This window comes from Sphingobacterium corticibacter, assembly GCF_003076635.1.
GTDB classification, from domain to species: Bacteria; Bacteroidota; Bacteroidia; order Sphingobacteriales; family Sphingobacteriaceae; genus Sphingobacterium; species Sphingobacterium corticibacter.
Genome location: NZ_QDKG01000003.1, coordinates 110435 through 129449 on the forward strand (window position 1 = coordinate 110435; position 19015 = coordinate 129449).

Annotated in this window: 13 protein-coding genes; 7 read left to right on the plus strand and 6 right to left on the minus strand. The window is 42.3% G+C overall.

What is annotated here, in order from left to right; translation table 11 throughout:
* Positions 1 to 131: 131 nt before the first annotated feature.
* The 3 genes from DC487_RS09290 (at position 132) to DC487_RS09300 (ending at position 3921) form a co-directional block, all read left to right on the plus strand.
* Positions 132 to 2387: a mechanosensitive ion channel family protein gene (locus tag DC487_RS09290; RefSeq protein WP_116775702.1), complete on the plus strand. Its 2256-nt coding sequence runs from the start codon at positions 132 to 134 to the stop codon at positions 2385 to 2387.
* Positions 2388 to 2405: 18 nt separating this feature from the next.
* Complete coding sequence (locus DC487_RS09295; RefSeq protein WP_116775703.1) at positions 2406 to 3419, plus strand: histidine kinase dimerization/phospho-acceptor domain-containing protein; 1014 nt, start codon at positions 2406 to 2408, stop codon at positions 3417 to 3419.
* A 130-nt stretch (positions 3420 to 3549) separates the two neighbouring features.
* Entirely contained in the window at positions 3550 to 3921 is a 372-nt protein-coding gene (locus DC487_RS09300; protein WP_116775704.1) for a response regulator, read from the plus strand.
* A gap of 276 nt (positions 3922 to 4197) precedes the next feature.
* Here the strand turns inward: DC487_RS09300 and DC487_RS09305 are convergent, their stop codons facing one another.
* From DC487_RS09305 to DC487_RS09315, 3 genes are read right to left on the minus strand one after another with little or no spacing between them, the layout of a single operon-like run.
* Positions 4198 to 5025 carry an alpha/beta fold hydrolase gene (locus DC487_RS09305; RefSeq protein WP_116775705.1) on the minus strand — a complete coding sequence of 276 codons (828 nt, stop codon included), beginning with the start codon at positions 5023 to 5025 and terminating at the stop codon, positions 4198 to 4200.
* A gap of 18 nt (positions 5026 to 5043) precedes the next feature.
* Entirely contained in the window at positions 5044 to 5481 is a 438-nt protein-coding gene (locus tag DC487_RS09310) for a DoxX family protein (RefSeq protein WP_239016355.1), read from the minus strand.
* 14 nt (positions 5482 to 5495) lie between these two features.
* Positions 5496 to 7628, minus strand: coding sequence for a catalase (locus DC487_RS09315; RefSeq protein WP_116775706.1), 2133 nt, complete (start codon positions 7626 to 7628; stop codon positions 5496 to 5498).
* Between the two features lie 326 nt (positions 7629 to 7954).
* Between DC487_RS09315 and DC487_RS09320 the strand changes: the two genes are divergently transcribed.
* Positions 7955 to 8854 carry an SDR family oxidoreductase gene (locus tag DC487_RS09320; RefSeq protein WP_116775707.1) on the plus strand — a complete coding sequence of 300 codons (900 nt, stop codon included), beginning with the start codon at positions 7955 to 7957 and terminating at the stop codon, positions 8852 to 8854.
* A gap of 119 nt (positions 8855 to 8973) precedes the next feature.
* Positions 8974 to 9255: a hypothetical protein gene (locus DC487_RS09325; protein WP_116775708.1), complete on the plus strand. Its 282-nt coding sequence runs from the start codon at positions 8974 to 8976 to the stop codon at positions 9253 to 9255.
* 11 nt (positions 9256 to 9266) lie between these two features.
* Here the strand turns inward: DC487_RS09325 and treY are convergent, their stop codons facing one another.
* From treY to glgX, 3 genes are read right to left on the minus strand one after another with little or no spacing between them, the layout of a single operon-like run.
* Positions 9267 to 13457, minus strand: a complete 4191-nt coding sequence (treY, locus tag DC487_RS09330) for a malto-oligosyltrehalose synthase (protein ID WP_116775709.1) — start codon at positions 13455 to 13457, stop codon at positions 9267 to 9269.
* 22 nt (positions 13458 to 13479) lie between these two features.
* The gene (gene treZ, locus DC487_RS09335; RefSeq protein WP_116775710.1) at positions 13480 to 15297 is read right to left on the minus strand and encodes a malto-oligosyltrehalose trehalohydrolase; all 1818 of its coding nucleotides are present in this window, start codon (positions 15295 to 15297) and stop codon (positions 13480 to 13482) included.
* Positions 15298 to 15308: 11 nt separating this feature from the next.
* Positions 15309 to 17435, minus strand: a complete 2127-nt coding sequence (glgX, locus tag DC487_RS09340) for a glycogen debranching protein GlgX (RefSeq protein ID WP_116775711.1) — start codon at positions 17433 to 17435, stop codon at positions 15309 to 15311.
* A gap of 625 nt (positions 17436 to 18060) precedes the next feature.
* On the opposite strand from glgX, the gene DC487_RS09345 reads away from it, so the two are divergent.
* Both DC487_RS09345 and DC487_RS09350 read left to right on the plus strand, forming a co-directional pair.
* Positions 18061 to 18552, plus strand: a complete 492-nt coding sequence (locus DC487_RS09345) for an adenylyltransferase/cytidyltransferase family protein (protein WP_116775712.1) — start codon at positions 18061 to 18063, stop codon at positions 18550 to 18552.
* Positions 18553 to 18567: 15 nt separating this feature from the next.
* Positions 18568 to 18999, plus strand: coding sequence for an adenylyltransferase/cytidyltransferase family protein (locus DC487_RS09350; RefSeq protein ID WP_116775713.1), 432 nt, complete (start codon positions 18568 to 18570; stop codon positions 18997 to 18999).
* Positions 19000 to 19015 lie beyond the last annotated feature (16 nt).

Here is a 19015-nt window from a genome sequence, read left to right on the forward strand (position 1 = left end):
AAACCGTGCTTTCATCATAACAGCGCAAAACAAAAATGGTTGTAATATAAATACGCATATTTGCTGCGACATTTAGGAGTTAACATATAAGAATCAAACATGTCTCTACAAGATTTGTTGTACCAAGAGCTATGACGAAAAAGACTTACCATGCCATGCATACATGGTTTTTAGGTATATTGATGTGGTCGGCACTGCCACTATATGCCCAACAAGACAGCATATCTGATGATAGTAACAGCTCCGATACGACCACTATTGTTAGAAATGATTTAATAGATACTACACAACAAGCATCTAAGGAACAACCTGTAGTCGTTGATCTGAAATTAAATGCCCTACAAGGGCGAGTCGTCGCTTTGACGCAGGAGATTGATAGCGCAAAAGCGGATCAAGATACCTTACGAAATAATGTAGGTGTTTTAGATACTGTTATACAACCATCTACCGTCTTCTTGAACGAAAAGGTGCGAGACATTACCGTGTTAAAGCGGGAGATAAGCCGATATAGGCAAGATTTGCAACTAGAACGACAAAAGCAAAGCACGTCAGCTAATAATGACAGCAACCGTGTAGATGGCGTTTTACATGAATTGCAATTGGGTATCGAAGATTCACTCATGCGTCTTGACCAGCGTTTAGATGGCCTTTTGGCCAATGTGGTACAGATTCGTGAAAACCTGACGAATCCTGTGTTGACAGATACCTTAGCGCAAGATTCTAGTTATAGCGCCACGATGGAAATGCCAACAAGACGGCGTGTGATGACCTCTATTCGCAATAATTTGGATAGCGATAAACCGTTGGAGCAGTTTTTTGATTACGCCGCTTGGAGCAGTCGGCTGTTATTGATTTTACTCACTTTAGGATACCTATATTGGACATTCCGCTTAGGTAGAGAAGAAGAAAGCACCAAACAACGATGGCGTCTCTTTAAGCACTTTCCACTTTGGATTCCATTGGTCAAATCCCTTATTTTCTTCTTAATCTTATTGCCGCTAACTGCTTATGTGATTCCTATTTTCATCATACAGATGAGTTATCTCATCATCTTTATGCTACTGTATGGCTTACATTATAGTCAGTTTTCCACGGTACAGAGAAATGCCGTTCATGTGGTATTTGGTGTATTTTTATTGCTGATCGTAGCCAATCTGATCATTTCCGAAGCTTTGTGGATTCGTTTGATTGCAGGCGTGTTGAATGTATTTGGACTAATCGTTACATGGCGAATAGGACAACCGACGAAAGAAGGTGAACCAGCCAATCATATTCGTCCAGTAGCTAAGTGGGCTATCTTGCTTGGCTTCACAGTCTCTATCATCAGCAATATCTTTGGCTACGTATATTTAGCACGTATCAGTAGTATCGCTGCTAGCGTTGGACTTATTCAAGCGCTAGCTTTGCGTGCTTTTGGCACCATGTTGCTGAAAGATTTAGACCAGCATTATAATAAAGTTTCGAGGGAAAATCTTATACGTCGATTTGATTTGCAACGCATGCTTAACAGCCTGAATAGGCTGATTTCTTTAATCTGCTTGATTATTGTAGCAATCGTAGTGGTAAACAATTTAAATATTACTGCACGCACAGCAAACTTTCTACAAGGCGTGCTCTACAAAGAACACGCCTTAGGTAGTATAACGTACAATTACGCGAACCTTTTGTTGGCAATCCTAGTATTGTGGGGTTCCAACTGGTTGCAAAAGAATTTGAAGCATCTACTGAATGATCCGTCTTCGGATGAGCTGCAGATGAAGCGAATGACTTTGTTTCCGTTATTTCGATTGATTTTGGTTGTTGTTAGTTTTTTCTTTGCAATCAGTATTCTAGGTTTAGGATTAGATAAGTTGACGGTGATTGTCGGCGCACTCACAGTAGGTATTGGTTTTGGTTTGCAAAACATTATCAACAACCTTGTTTCCGGAGTAATATTAGTCTTCGAAAAACCATTCAAGATCGGTGACTACATCGAGTTAGCGGATAAAAAAGGGCAGGTGCTAGAAATCGGTATTCGCTCTAGCGTACTATTAACAGACCAGGGTGCTAAAGTGATTATTCCGAATGCGGACCTATTTTCAGGACGCTTAGTCAATTGGACTTTCTCATCCACAGATATTCGGGTAAATTTGGATTTATCGATTACAGGTAGCAATAATATTGAAGATGTCAAAGAGCGATTGCGTAACCGCCTGAAAAATGATCGTTTTGTAGATAAATCCATTCCCATCAAGGTGTACACAAAAGATATTCAGCCAGATACCTATAAAATTTCTATTCAGGTTGGTGTCAAAAATGTAAGACAAATTGAGCGATTTAGAAGTCAGTTTTTAGAAGGAATAAAGGAAGAATTACATACACTGCAAGTGAATATTGCATCCGTATAATCGGTGCAAAATAAATATATGAGTGATCAACAAAAAATTATGCTCGAGACCTTGCGTCAATCTAGCGTGGCAACGGCTATATACACGTCGGCGGCATTGCATATAGGATTTATTAATAAAGGCATGCTAGCACTATGGGGATATGCTAATGAGAATGAAATTGTACAATTTCCAGATCTACTGCTCGACAGAGATCAGCAATATCTTGCGAGCTTGCTTTCTGATGTTTGGAATCAAGGTAAGCCATTTCATGTGACGGCGTATCCTGTCGCTATGAATGGTAATGAGACTGGTAAAAAGCTTTATGCAGATATCCATTTGCAGCCAATCCCGAATTCGAATGGCGAAACAGAGTATATGATTCACACCATGCAAGAAGTAGAAAATCCGTTTTCGAATTGGCACGTTGACAATATACAAAGCAAAGAAATATTAGCCGACGAAAAGTTACAACAATGGAGTCGCGCGCTTTCGCACGATCTACGGAACCCACTTTCGGTTGCGAAGTTAGGATTGCAATACATGCGATCTCGTACTGATATGAACCCTGAGGAACAAAATAAATGGACTACTGTGGTGTCCGATGCACTAAAGAGTGTTGAGAAGCTAATAGTGGATGTCGTTGAGGTAACTAAACAGGAGAGAGTATGCTCTGAAGCTTCAGAGTTGTCGGATGCATTTCGGCAAGTTATTAAACAGAATCAAATATTGATTAATGAGTCAAAAAGCAAGTACAATTACGAAATCATTACCGCTGCGCGTGTAGAAGCCCCGCTCTTCTATGCTATCTTTAATTTGGCTATTCAAAGTGCTGCACAATTTTCAGGAAGTTTGCAGCATCATATGGTGAGTACAACATGTGTGTTAACTGATAATGTTTTGCAATTTGTTATCTCCAATACCGATACTGGTACTTCACAGGATTTTATTGGCTTTACCGTTTTAGAGCAGTGGATACAGCAAATCAAAGCGGCAGAGATCGTACGAGATTCTGTCAACAGACAGCTAATATTTAGTTTACCTATTCTATAATTATATTTTTTCGGAAAGTAAACTTTCTGGTATGAGAATTGGTCTATAGAAGTACAGACAAGTTAATCGCATTTTTGAAAGAGAAGAAGTGTAGTATTAGGCGGCTGCAATATATAGATAGCAGATAATTATGGCACAGAAAAAAGTTTTCATTTGTGATGATGATAAGGGCATAACCGATATGTTGGAAATGGTATTGGAATTGGAAGATGTAGACACCATCACCGAAACGGATAGCATTTACGCTTACGATAAGATGATCGAGTTCAAACCCGATATTCTAATCGTAGATTTATGGATGCCGGTAGTCACAGGCGATCAGTTAATTAAAAAGATTCGCGCTAGTGAAGAGCTTAAGCATATTTTTATCATTTGTATTTCTGCAAGTCGCGATGGTTTGCAAGTCGCGAATGAAGCGGGTGCTAATACCTTTATAGCGAAACCATTCGACGTTGACGAATTCTTAACGACAGTAGAAAACGCGGTTATTAGCGCCGCGTAAACCAAACCGGTTTGAGTGATATTTCATTCCGAAGCCGCGATGAAGATGTAAAGGAAAAAGATAAGTTAAGTAGAAGGCGTCATTGCGAATCCGAGGAACGAGGATGTGGCAATCTGTCAATCTTATTAACTATATGTACTCACAGGGAAAACAGATCGCTTCGTTCTCTCGCGATGACGGCATAGAAAAAATATCTTTCATCACAGCATTTATACAAATAGAGCCGAGATAATTTTATCTCGGCTCTATTTGTATTATTAAGTTTGTTTTTGAGACTTAAGATCCTAAGAATTCAATTAAATCTTTATTTAATTCCTCAGTGTGGGTGACATTCAGTCCATGCGGCGCATCCTCATAAACCTTGAATTCACTTCCGGAGATTAGTTCTGCAGCTTGTTCTGCTGAAGTAGCAATCGGCACGGTGCTGTCTGCTTTGCCATGAATAATTAGTGTTGGCAAGCTTATTTTGGCTGTTTCAGGTCTGAAATCAGTATCCATCCATGCCTTCGCCGCTTCAATCGTAGCTTCCACATTGGCTGCAGATGATACAACCAAATCTGCGTCTAATTGAGATTCCGGTACTGCATCAGGTTTTTTGTCTACATTATAAAATTGTTGGTGAAACTCTTTTAAGAAAGCTATGCGATCCTCCTTCAAATTGGCCAAGATATCATCCAAATCTTCCTGTGGCACGCCATCAGGATTATCATCCTTTTGTTTTACCAATGGAATGATCGAAGCGACCAAAGCGAGTTTAGCAATTCTATCTGTTCCGTAATTAGTGACGTATCTAATCACTTCACCACCGCCCATTGAAAAGCCGACCAAGGTAACTTCTTTCAAATCCAACTCTTCCAGCAGTGCATGTAGATCAGAAGTTAAGCTATCGTAATCGTACGCACTTCCAGTAGTTGAATCACCAAAACCGCGACGATCATAAGCTATAACGCGGTATCCTGCATCCACCAGTGCGGTAGTTTGGTTATTCCACGATGTATGACTTAGTGGCCATCCATGTATTAAAACGACGGGTTTACCCGATCCTTGATCTTGGTAATGAATATCTACTAGCTGTCCGTTACTCTTATTTGTTATTTTTGCCATATTGATGCTGTTAAAAGTTTAAATTTCAATTCGTTTCTGCGATGATGTGTGTATTGCGCCCATGCTCCACAATGCTAGCCAGATCAGTGGCGGCTGGAAAAATAGCCGGATAAAGCGTGCTGTGTCAGTATTGAGACCAAATGCATTTCGTTGATTTTTATATTGAGCCCAATTGCCTGGGAATACAGCCAGCAAGAAGGCACCAATCATCCAACCAATTTTCGGGTCGCGATGTCCCCGAAAGAGTACAAGTAATCCAAGTAGAATCTCAACATAACCAGACCAGAGCACTGTCTGATCTTTTGTTGCCGGCATCCAATTAGGAACTTGCGCTCGAAAGGCTCGACGGCCAAAGGTGAGATGTGCTATGCCGGCATACACAAAAAATACGCCTAGCGCTATTCTGCCGAGATTCCTACCAATTCCTAGTTTTTGCTTATTTTTCCCTTTCATCATGCTGCTTTTTAAATTTATGCAGGCACTTTTCGAAAACATTCACGTGCCCAGATCCGATGTTTCGCCACCGTTTTTACAAACTCGTCTAAGTGCTGATCGGCCGTTTCTACTAAGATTCCCCAATCGTCATCATTTTTTTTGATATAGGTATGACTTAAAATTTCTTCTGCGCCAGCACCAAAAGCCATCGGCTTGCAATGTCTATACACCTCATTAACAAATTGAAACACATCTGGTTCTGCGGATAATACTTTAATTGATCCATCGCCACTTGGTATAAATAATGCATCGTATAAAACAGAAGATTCTGTCAAGAAACTATGCTCTATCGCGAGTATATTGCCCTGTTTACTTTTTACGGAACCTACTTTAGGCCCGATCAATACCGGTGTAGCACCACCTTCTTCCAATGGGATGGTCAATTTCTCCAAAGATTCTTCACAAACACCATCCGCTACAAGTACAGCGACTTTTTTTGTCTTAATACTTTCCACTTTATTGAATTCCATACTCAATGCTTCTGATTTTTCTACTTCGGGCTTGTTTGGGGTTATTGGGTAATCTGCGTGATTCTGCTTGGCGTAAAACAAGGTTTCTTCCGCCAAACCATTTGGCACTTCCAGTCCCAAATTGTCTGCTACTTGCTTTGCTAAGTCTTTGTTTACTTGCGAAAGGATTCCCAAATAGCGTTTTCGTACTTCAACGAGATTTATCTTTCCCAATTCAAAGCTAAACGCGCTGACGATATGCGATTTTTCTGGCTCAGATTGGCTATTATAAAACAAGGTAGCTTGTGTGAAATGATCCGCAAAACTATCCGACCTGCCGCGTACTTTGGTTTCCGTTGTTTCTTCAGGGAAAGAATCAAAACCTTGCCCTTGTATCATCGCGTGGAACGGGCATCCGCCACCCATACTATTCGGAAAGTAATTGGCTTTGCCTTTTGCAATATCATGGCGCATGTGTCCGTCCCGCTGATTGTTGTGTACAGGAGCGACCGATCTGTTGATTGGTAATTCGTGAAAATTAGTGCTTCCTAAGCGGCTGAGTTGTGTATCTGTATAAGAAAACAAACGACCTTGCAAAAGTGGATCACTTGAAAATTCTATACCGGGCACAATATGACCTGGATGAAAGGCAACCTGTTCTGTCTCCGCAAAGAAATTATCTGGATTGCGATTCAAGGTGAGTTTACCAACGCGTTGTACAGGAATCAATTCTTCTGGAATAATCTTGGTAGGATCTAGCACATCAAAGGAAAAGCTATCTGCTTGCTCTTGCGTAAAGATCTGTAAGCCCAATTCCCATTCGGGATAGTTTCCGGCTTCAATGTTTTCCCACAGGTCACGACGATGAAAATCGGGATCAAATCCAGAAATTTTCTGTGCTTCATTCCAGGCTACACTTTGCATACCTAGCAAAGGCTTCCAATGAAACTTGACAAAATGTGATTCATTTTGTTTATTGATTAGGCGGAAGGTATGCACTCCAAAACCTTCCATCGTACGATAATTCTTCGGGATGGCACGATCTGACATCGCCCACATCATCATATGTGCCGATTCGGGCATAAGCGATACAAAATCCCAGAAGGTATCGTGCGCAGAGGCAGCTTGGGGAATCTCATTATCTGCCTCTGGTTTTACCGCATGTACGAGATCAGGAAAGTTCATCGCATCCTGTATAAAAAAGACAGGTATGTTATTCCCGACTAAATCGTAAATTCCTTCATCGGTATAAAACTTTACGGCAAATCCACGTACATCGCGTGCCATATCGGTCGATCCTTTTGAACCAGCAACGGTCGAAAAACGCACGAAAACGGGTGTTTCTTTCGCTGGATTTTGTAGAAAATCGGCTTTGGTATATTTCTCTAAAGACTCGTATACTTGAAACACACCATGCGCGCCGCTACCGCGAGCATGCACTATGCGCTCTGGAATGCGTTCATGATCGAAGTGGAAGATTTTTTCTCTTAATATAAAGTCTTCTAGTAAGGTTGGCCCACGTTTTCCGGCTTTTAGCGAATTGTTGTTGTCATGAATATTTAACCCTTGATTGGTGGTCATGTTGGTCATATTGTTATTCACCAAGTGTGCATCCATCTGTTCTTTCTTCGGGTTTCTTCCGTTTTTATCAATTGCCATATGTTTATTAGGTTTTGAAAGTGTATTTCCTTATCTCTTTTCTACTATTGAGCGCTTGTTATTAATAAAAAATTCCTGACAGACTTTATTATTAATGAAGCTTGTACTATATCATCAAGAAACCAACAGTTGCTACCTACAATAGTTTGAGAATTCAACCATCTAAAACGTATACGGGTAGTATTACGCCTGTATCTGGCGTACATGCCGCAAAATAGAGGAGGTGACTTCGTGATCTGTACTATCTCAAAAACATTCGAGAAGCAAAAGCGTCTATTGTTTCAGAGACTCGTATACTATGATGTACAAACATAAAATTGAAAAACATGGAGAATAAAGAAACACAAGGATTAGTCAATCCACTTACCCGATTTCAACAGCCACCATATCCAAAACAGCAACAACCATTTCCGGGATTAGCCGGTAAGATGGATCCAATTCCAGATCACGGCGAGACATCGTACGTAGGATCGGGGAAGTTAAAAGGTCGTAAAGCTTTAATCACGGGCGGCGATTCTGGGATTGGCCGCGCAGCGGCTATTGCTTATGCTCGTGAAGGTGCTGATGTGGCTATCAATTATTTGCCGCATGAAGAAGAAGATGCACAAGAAGTGATTCGCTATATCGAAGAAGCAGGACAGAAAGGTTTTGCCATTCCGGGTGACATCACAGACGAAGCTTTCTGCGTACAGTTAGTGGAAGATGCCGTAGCGCATTTGGGCGGATTAGATATATTGGTTAATAATGCCGGTAAACAAAAAAGCCACGATTCCATCGAAGATATTGATTCTAGTGATTTCGATCTGACGATGAAAACCAATATTTATGCTCCGTACTGGATTACCAAAGCGGCTTTAAAGCATTTGAAACCCGGTTCTGCGATTATTGCGACTTCGTCGGTACAAGCGTACGATCCGTCGGCTAATCTTTTTGATTATGCGCAGACAAAAGCTGCGAATGTGGCTTACGTCAAAGCATTATCCAAACAATTAGGACCTAAAGGTATTCGCGTAAATGGTGTTTCACCAGGTCCAATCTGGACGCCATTACAGATTTGTGGCGGTCAGCCATCTGATGCGATTCCAGAATTTGGCGCAACGGCACCATTAGAACGCGCAGGGCAGCCGGTGGAGTTAGCTGGAGTATACGTACTATTAGCAGATACGAGCTCAAGCTACTCACACGGACAAATTGTTGGCGTAGCCGGTGGCTATGGCCATCCGTAAAAAAATAATTAGGAGTGATTATTAATGTTGTCTATACGACTGGGTAGTCGGTATGTGGTACGCCCACAGCCGACTACTTTTTTGGTATACTATATGCTGTAATAAAAGAAAGGATTTGCATGAATAACAATCAAACGGTGTTAGATAAGGCAATTGCCAAAGCATTGTCTTTCGTAGATAGTAAACACAACGAGGAATTGGACAATAGCAGTTGTGTACGGGTTGGAATCTATGTACATCGGCGACAACCACCGCTACCACCGTTGGGCATCAATTATATTATCACGTTCAAACGTGGACAAGATCGCGCATGGCAGTATGAAAGCCACGAACGGCACATTCCATCCGTGGATTATGCGAAGGTTACTAACGTAGATCCCATATTGCATTATTGCGGATAATGCACCAAGGATTATCCGCGATTAAATACTTTAACCGTTTCTCTCAGCTCTTTTATTCTGCTTTCGTCAAAATCTCCCGATTGCATTTGCCAGCTCCAGTTTCCTTCGGTCGTTGCCGGCGTATTCATTCGAGCACGCTCATCCAGATCTAAGATATCTTGCATGGGTACGATGGCCATATTTGCGGTAGAGCCGTAAGCTAATCGGAGCAGGGCTTCATTGATTGAGTTTGCATTAACTTGTTGCCCAGCGTAGCGCTTAATATTCTGACGCAGGCTTTCATCCGTTTCCGTCTCGTACCAGCCACGCGTTGTATTATTATCATGCGTACCGGTATACACCACGTAATTCTGCTCATATTGATGTGGGATATGTGGCGATGATGCGATATCATCGCCAAAGGCGAACTGTAATACTTTCATGCCCGGCATATGCTGCTCGTCGCGAAGATCGTAGACCGCATCGTCAATGTCACCCAGATCTTCTGCAATGAAGGGCAGCTCGCCTAATGCCTGGCGGATTTTGGCAAAAAGAGCTTTTCCGGGTGCTTTTTTCCAAGCGCCTGACTTGGCAGATTCGGCACTAGCGGGCACTTCCCAATAAGCAGCGAATGCCCGAAAGTGATCCAGCCGCACCATATCGAACAAAGCAACGTTGCGCGCGATGCGTGCTATCCACCATTTGAAACCTGATTTTTTGTGTGCTTCCCAATTAAAGACCGGCATGCCCCACAATTGGCCATCTGCATTGAAATAGTCAGGCGGCACACCTGCTACCGCTTTGAGACTGCCATCTTCTTCCAGTGCAAAAAGTGACGGATTAGCCCACACATCAGCCGAATCGTGGCTCACGTAAATGGGAATATCACCTAAAATGGATATATCGCGCGCATGACAATAGCGGCGTAATTTTGCCCATTGTTTGTCGAATATATATTGTAACCATTTTTGAAACAAGATGGCAGATTGATGCTGATTGGTAAAGCTTTCCAAGGCGTCTGAATCACGCATGCGATAAGCTTCGTCCCAAGAGTACCAGGCCACATCTCCCTGTTTTTCGCGCAAGACAACGTACAGCGCATAATCATCCAACCATTTGCTTTCTGCTTTGCAGAATTGCTGAAATTGGCGGTCGCTTCTCACATCCGATTGGTCGAAGGCAGCTTGCAAAAGGGACATTTTATAAGCCGCTGCCTGTTCAAAATCTACTCTCTGATGCTTAGACTTCTTTTTTTTCTTTGATAATGATTGACCGTTTTGTGGAATAATCCCAAGCTGTTCCAGATCAATTAATAATGGATTTCCAGCCATCACACTCCATGTACTGTAGGGCGAGTGAAACTGATCTTTTGCGGTAGGCCCGAGTGGCAATACTTGCCACCATCGCTGTCCGGCAGCAGCTAATTGATCAGCAAAGTTATAAGCTTCTTTACCTAAATCACCAATTCCATTTTCGGATGGGAGCGATGTGATGTGCAATACGACGCCTGCACTGCGCTTGTTAACGGTAGATTTTCCTTGTAGCACAGCGATCGGTAAATCTCCGAACAGCGTATTGATGTCCATCTGTTTTGCATCTGTACGCACATCAGACCATGCATGTTGCCAATGGATTTCCTGATCTTCTGGTAAGATAATATGCGTATCCTCCCAATCAAATTTTCGAATATCTTCGGAAGCTGATTTAGCAATAGCAGCAAGGTGTAATGGGATAACAACCACTACCCAGTCTTGGCGATATTTGCGCGCATATGCCAATACATGACGTTTGTATTTGCCAGACACCTCCAAAGGTTGGTACAGGCCATCGCGAAATACATCGGCATGATCGGCTCTCATTCGCAATAAATGATGTAGTAGCGCTAGCTTAATTTTGCCTGAATGCCGTTCTTCCCACAATACAGAAGTTTGATCTTGTAACGGGGAAGCCTTGATTTTTTCCAAATATGTTTGTCGCAGCGCATAATCTACTGGCCGACGGTTATCTGGATCTACAAATCCCAATTCCCACAATTCCGAACCTTGATAGATATCAGGAATACCCGGACAGGTCAATTTTAGCGCTAACTGATTCAATGAATTACTGATACCAAAATCAAGATATTTCAGCAAGAAATCGTGAAATTTCGGAAAGAATACCTGCTTTTTATCCAATAAATAGCTGGCAAAAGATTTGAAACTATCTTCGTATGCTTCATTGGGCGCAGCCCAATCGGAGCGTTCTTTGCCTTCTCTTAAGTACTTCTCTAGATAAGCGTGTAAGCGCGTATCATAATCGTCATACGGTGTATCTGGCATAGGATACGAACCAAATAGGGTCTGATACAAGAAATAACGATCGTTCGCATGTGGTAAATCTTGCATGTAGCTGTCCGCTATATCTGCTTCCCAACATTTCACCGCTTCGATCCATTGCTCAGGTATGGCACTAAGCACTTGTAGTCGTGCGCGTTGATCTTCCCCGCGCTTCGTATCGTGCGTAGCACTACCATTCAGTGCTTCTGGCCATTTGGCTTGTCGATCAAGCATTGCTTGGTGAAATTGCTTTTTCGATAAACCGAAATTCTCCGGATGATCGCCGACCTCATGTCGACCAATATGTCGGTGGTAGGTATACATCAAGGTATCCTCCACACCTTTGGCCATTACCGGACCTGCAAATTGCATGCATCGTGCAAAAAACAACGTAGTTTTTTTGCGTATTTCGCCATCGTCACTCCTTTGCGCCGTATCGAATATGGCTGCAAGTGCTTTTACCGCTTTTTTCTTCGCCGCCTTATCTTTTAACATATGCTCGAAGACAGAATCCATAAGTTTTACAGACGTATCTGCTAGTGGAAATTGCTCATCGTACAAACGATACACGGGAAAGTAAACCAAAAAGCCAGCAATAGCTTCTTTCAGGTCGCTCACCGAGAGGGAGGTTTCTGCGGGTAGCAGCTCCAGATGAAGCAGGTAATGGTACAGATTATCCATTTCACCACCCATATGGTTTTGCAATATGGCGGCCTTTTTTTGGAGTTGTAGCGTAAGCACATCCGCTGTGATACCGGTCAGCTCTTGATAATACGACGTCAGCAACTTTTCGCTTTTCTCGTTCGTTAGTACGTTATTGCATAAGGACAAAAACTCATACCCTGTCGCCCCTTGAATCGGCCATTCCTCTGGCAATTCTTCGCCCGCTTCTAGGATTTTTTCGGCGACGATGTAGGTTTCAGAACCGCATAGCTTGCGCAGATCGCGCAAATACTTGGATGGATTGTACAATCCATCAATATGATCAATACGAAGTCCGTCGAAAACACCTTTATCTACTAATTCTTTGATGAGTGAATGCGTATCTGCAAATACTTCTGGACGATCTACATGCATACAAATCAGACCATTCACCGTAAAGAATCGTCGATAATTGATCTGCTTATCCGTCTCTTGCCAATGGCAAAGACGGTAATGTTGCTGTTCTAATAAGGTGCTCATTGCATTTGCATCCAATCGGAAATGAGCTAAATGTCGCTGTAATTGGTTACGGGCTTTTGCGCCAGCAAATAATTTAGCCAGGGATTGATACACGTTTTTTTGTGCTGACATTTCCGAACTAGGCTCTCCTTGCAATCGTTGCATCAGCTCCGCCAAATCATCATTTTTATCGCTATCATCGGACAATCCCTGTAACAGGTACGTGTAGCTAGATGGAGCGAGTGGAAAAGACTGATCGTAATACTGAATTAAGAATTTTCCTTTATCAAATTGGATGCTTAATTCTTCCTCTTCGCATGCTTGACGCAAAGATTTCCCTAATACAGGCACCATCATCTTGCCGTCCATCAGCTCGCTGCTAAAGCTGGTATCGAAGTACGATTGATAGGCAGAATCCATGCCATTTTCCAACAAATCCATCAACCACGTATTGTCCGGATGAAAAGCCATATGATTGGGCACGATGTCTTGCAACCACGCCATTTGATGCTGGCTTAGTTTCTTTTTAAGCTGGATCAATTGATTTTTCGTGCCGATCTCAGGGTTGATGCGGTGACTACTGATACCATCATAACCGTGCGTGCTACCCGGCGTAGCAGCTAATAACGGAGATGCATAAATAGTATGAACGCCTAATTGTTGTAAGTAGGACGTGATTTGCTCCAAATTGGATAAATTGAAATTCTGATGGAATTGAATGCGATACGTATTGTGAGGATGAGGCATGACAAAGTCCTAAATAAATAATTTATAGTTGTTGAAAGAAAACGCCAGTAGCTGCAGGAATTGTAATTTCGCCATTAAAGAGATCAGCTGTTGGTCCAGTGCCGCCCCATGCTGGATCAGAAGTATCCCAAATCCGTTCCCACGAGTAAGCACTATCTAAACTCACCGTTTGTGCTGCTGATGAAAAGTTGAGTAACCCGACCATTAATTGATCTTCAAAGGCATAACTTAAAACAATGACCGATTTGGATTCATCGTATTGGACGGTAACCAATGATCGATCTACTTGACGAAGGATGCTATTTGCTTTGCGGAAACTGATTAGGGCTTCGTAATAAGCCAACATCTGCTGATGTACCCCTGAATCTACTTCATGCCATTTCAAAACACAATCGGCAAAAGTGGTCTCCGACTGCGGATCGGGCGCTTCGGCATCCGATTGAAATGATTTGAACTCTTCTTTGCGACCTTTTCGTACGGCTTCGATCAGCTCTTCATCGCTATGATGTACGAAGTATTGGAATGGGGTAGAAGCCGACCACTCTTCGCCCATAAACAACATCGGTACAAACGGTGAAGCCATCACGGTGAGTGCCATTAATCGCTGCATATCGGCGGAGAAAAGCATACTAGAGCGTTCGCCCAACATGCGATTGCCTGTCTGATCATGGTTTTGAGAAAACACCACAAAATGGTCTCCCGTAATACCAATAGTATCCGTTCCGAAAAATTTCTGCCGATGTTCAGAGTATTGACCAGTATATACATACCCATGCTGCAAGGATTTCGCCAAATCTGCGACACCGTGAAAGTCGCTGTAGTAACCTTCGGGTTTTCCACCAGCTGCTACGCGTAAAGCATGGTGAAATTCATCGACCCATTGCCCATCCATCGCAAAGCCATTTTTCTCCAAAGATTCCAAATAACGTTTGTCATTTAGGTCGCATTCCACGATGAGATAATGATCTCGCTCTTGTTCCTCGATCCAAGCATTGGTCTCTTTCCGAATATCTTGCAAAATATGCGAGGCGCTCCAATCCTTTAAGGCATGAGCCGCATCGATCCGCAAGGCATCAACGTGATAATCCGCAAACCACATACGCACATTTGCCAGTACAAAATCGCGCACGCCATGGCTATAAGCATCATCAAAATTGATTGCGCTACCCCAAGGTGTGCCATATTTATCGGTAAAATAAGGGCCGTAGTTGGGTGCGTAATTTCCTTCTGGTCCGAAGTGATTGTATACTACATCCAATACAATAGCGATGTCCTGGGCGTGCGCCGCATCAACGAGCTGTTGAAATCCTTTTGGCCCACCATACGAGTCTTGCACCGCAAAAGGGAATACGCCATCGTAACCCCAATTGCGTTCGCCAGGGAATTGTGCAATCGGCATGATTTCAATCGCATTAATCCCCAATTTTTTAAGGTAAGGCAATTTGTCGATCGTTCCTTGGAAATCGTGTGTATTAGTAAAAGTGCCTATATGCAGTTCGTAGATGATCAAATCTTTCATCGCTGGCACTTTATATTCTCCGTCCGTCCAATTAAACGACAGATCTACTACTTGCGATGCGCCATGTACGCCATCTGGTTGATAGTACGAGGCAGGATCTGGATAAGCTTCGCCATCTAAGACAAATTGGTATTGATCGCCCGCTTTCAAGGCATTGGTCTTGGTTTCCCAATAACCGTATTCTTTCCGATCAAGTGTGATAAGCGTTTCTTGATCTTCCACTTGGCATTGCACCGCTTCTGCCTCTGGCGCCCATACCGAAATATGGGTGCCGTCGGCTGTGGGACGAACACCGATTTGATGTCTATTTGGTGTATTCACAACTACTTGCTTTAAAGGTTGCTATTTGCTTTCAGTACGATGATGGAGCGACCTTGTACGGTTACTTCATCTCCGGGATAAAAAGTATCGTGCTCATCAATGGTGTCATATTCGGTGTTGATCACCTTCGTCCATTCTTTTCCGTATTTGTCTGAAGGCAATTTGTAATTAATTGCTTCGTGATACGCATTGAATAGGATATAGAAGTGGTCATCGGTAATCTTTTCGCCATCGTCGTTGAGGGAGCGGATACCATTACCATTTAAGAATACCGCTAAAGAACGCGCAAAGTCATTTTGCCAATGTTCGTCGCTCATCTCGTCACCTTCTGGTAAGAACCAAGCAATATCTTCTAAACCGATTCCTTTGATCGGCATGCCTTGAAACCACTTACGGCGGCAAAAAGAAGGATGCGCCTTGCGGAACGCAATCAATTGCGCGGTGAAGTTTTGTAAGCTTTCATCCCGATTTGCCCAGTCCAACCAAGAGATCTCATTGTCTTGACAATAGGCATTGTTGTTACCGTCTTGTGTGCGTGCAAATTCATCTCCCGCCACGATCATGGGGACACCTTGTGATAGCAACATCGTGGTGAGCATATTGCGCATTTGTTTGCTACGTAAAGCATTGATTTCGTTATCTTCCGTTGGTCCTTCAGCACCACAGTTCCACGATCTATTGTGGCTTTCTCCGTCTTGATTGTTCTCACCGTTGGCATCGTTATGCTTTTCATTATACGACACCAAATCATGTAAGGTAAAACCATCATGTGCTGTGATGAAATTAATACTGGCAGTCGGCCGGCGATAATCATCTTGATATAAATCAGAAGAGCCCATAAAGCGCTCCGCAAATTCACCCAACATAGAATCTGCTCCAATCCAATAATCACGCATACAATCGCGGTATTTACCATTCCATTCTGCCCATCCAGCTGGGAATTTGCCCACTTGATAACCACCTTCTCCAATATCCCAAGGCTCGGCAATTAATTTGACCTGAGAAATGATCGGGTCTTGATGAATCACATCAAAAAAGGAACTTAATTTATTCACCTCGTGCAGTTCACGCGCCAATGTAGATGCCAAATCAAAGCGGAATCCATCGACATGCATTTCCTGAATCCAATAGCGTAAACTATCCATGATCAACCGTAAAACATTGGGCATCATCGCGTTTAGCGTGTTACCCGTACCAGTATAGTCCATATAATAGCGTGGATCTTCGGTCAAACGGTAATACGCCGCATTATCAATTCCGCGGAAAGAAAGCGTTGGTCCCATTTGGTTACCTTCGCCTGTGTGGTTATACACCACATCAAGGATCACTTCTATACCTGCTTGGTGCAATGCTTTGACCATTTCTTTAAATTCGCGGACTTGCTCACCTTGTATACCATTCGCAGCATAACGAACATCCGGAGCGAAGAAACCAATCGTATTGTAACCCCAATAGTTGGTTAAACCTTGATCTTTAAGATGGCGATCGGTGATAAAATGATGAATCGGCATCAATTCGATCGCAGTTACGCCCAGATTTTTCAAATATTCAATAGTTGCAGGATGCGCCATAGCCAAATAAGTTCCGCGTATTTCTTCCGGAATATCTGGATGCATTTGGGTGAAACCTTTGACGTGTGTTTCATAAATAATGCTTTTGTGCATCGGAATTTTTGGTGATTTTACACCTTCCCAGTCAAAAGATTCATCCACCACCACACACTTTGGTATATATGGCGCGCTGTCTAATTTGCTAAAACTTAAATCTTCTTTTTCATGGCCAACTTCATATCCGAATAGCGAGTCGTCCCATTCTAAGGTGCCTGCGATGGCTTTGGCATAAGGATCAATTAATAACTTATGCGCATTAAATCGATGACCGGATGCTGGATCAAATGGTCCGTGTACGCGATATCCGTATAATTGTCCAGGCTGTATTCCTGGAATAAAGGCGTGCCAAACCTGATGTGTGCGTTCTTTGAAGCGAATTTTGACGCTCTCTGTTGGGTCGTCGGTTTTATTAAATAAACATAATTCTACACCTTCTGCATTTTCTGCGTAAATAGAAAAGTTTACGCCTTCACCATTGTAGGTGGCGCCCAGTGGGTAGGGTGATCCCGTTAATACCTTTGTTTCCATGTGAATGTTAGTGTCTTTATCCGTTTGGTTTTGATCCTATAGATCTATTGTCTATGAAAGCCTATGTCTCCTGCGAGATTTATCTTGCGTTATAACATATGTTTTGGCAATTTGTTCGTCGGTAATCATTATATAATTTTCCTATTGCTTGTAGTAAATATTCCTATCTTCGGATATATCCTAATCTGACCTCCTTTTGGAGTGTTCATCAAGTCACAAGAACACTTTCAAATAAGTACGCAAAGTGTGCAATTAATAGATGATAAAAATTGGGTGCAAATTGCGTAATGTACGGTATTTAGTGAGCGTAATACCTGTTTAACTATTCCCCGAAAACAGTTCGTGCGATGCTGAAATGTGATAGATTGTCTATAAAACTGTGTGTAGTATATAGCCAAGGCATTCTTTCTAATTTCCGGTTCGTCATCGGAATGTCTAAAGCATATTTTCCGACTGTTGTGCCGTAAACTTTGTGGCGTAAGGTTTGTTATAAAGATAATGGTCAAGTAGATCAACTTTTTTGGTGGATTTGTAGGTGAGGGGGTCCCAAGGAATAAAAAAAGCTAGGCGCAATGCCTGATCAAGATATAAGGAAAATTGTTAGATACTATAATTAGGAAATATTATGCGAATCGGAATTACATTCTCATCCTTTGACCTACTGCACGCAGGTCACGTTAAAATGCTGGAAGATGCGAAAGATCAATGTGATTATTTAATCTGCGGCCTACAAACAGACCCAACTTTGGATAGAGCGGAGAAAAATAAACCTACTCAAACGGTAGTAGAACGCTACATTCAATTGAAAGGTTGCAAACATGTAGACAAGATCATACCATATGCAACGGAGCAGGATTTGGAAGATATACTACGCTCCTTTAAGTTTCATGTGCGCATATTAGGAGATGAGTACATGCACAAAAACTTTACTGGAAGAAGCTACTGTGAAGAAAAGGGCATAGAATTATATTTCAACCGTCGCGAGAATCGGTTTTCCAGCTCTGCACTAAGACAAATAGTATTTGAGAAGCAAGGTGAAATGGAAGGAACAATCTTGCCATTCAAAGAGCCGATAGCGTTGCAGAATAATATTAAGAAAGTGTTGTTAAAAGGATAGAAAGAGGGATAGGTGATGAAAATAGGAATTACATTTGGTGCATTTGATATGCTTCACGCAGGACAAATCATGTTTTTGGCGCAAGCACGAAAACAGTGTGATTATCTAATCGTAGGTCTTTGTACAGACGGGCAAGTAGATTCTGCACGCAAAAGCAAACCTGTGCAATCGCTCGTTGAGCGTTTCATACAATTAGAGGGGAATCCGAGTGTGGATGAGATTATTCCCTTTGAAAATGACGACGATCTAATGGATTTGTTGCAAACGATGCCAACAGATATCCGCTTTGTAGGCAGTGAATACGAAAATATAACTTTCACCGGAAAAGAGTATTGCCAAGAGGCAGGAATTGAGATTTGCTACATCAATAGAGCACACCGATTCTCCGCAAGATCATTGCGTAAGATTGTAGCAGAAAAACAGGCTGCTAAACTGATGTCTCAATAACAAATTTATAGTTAGG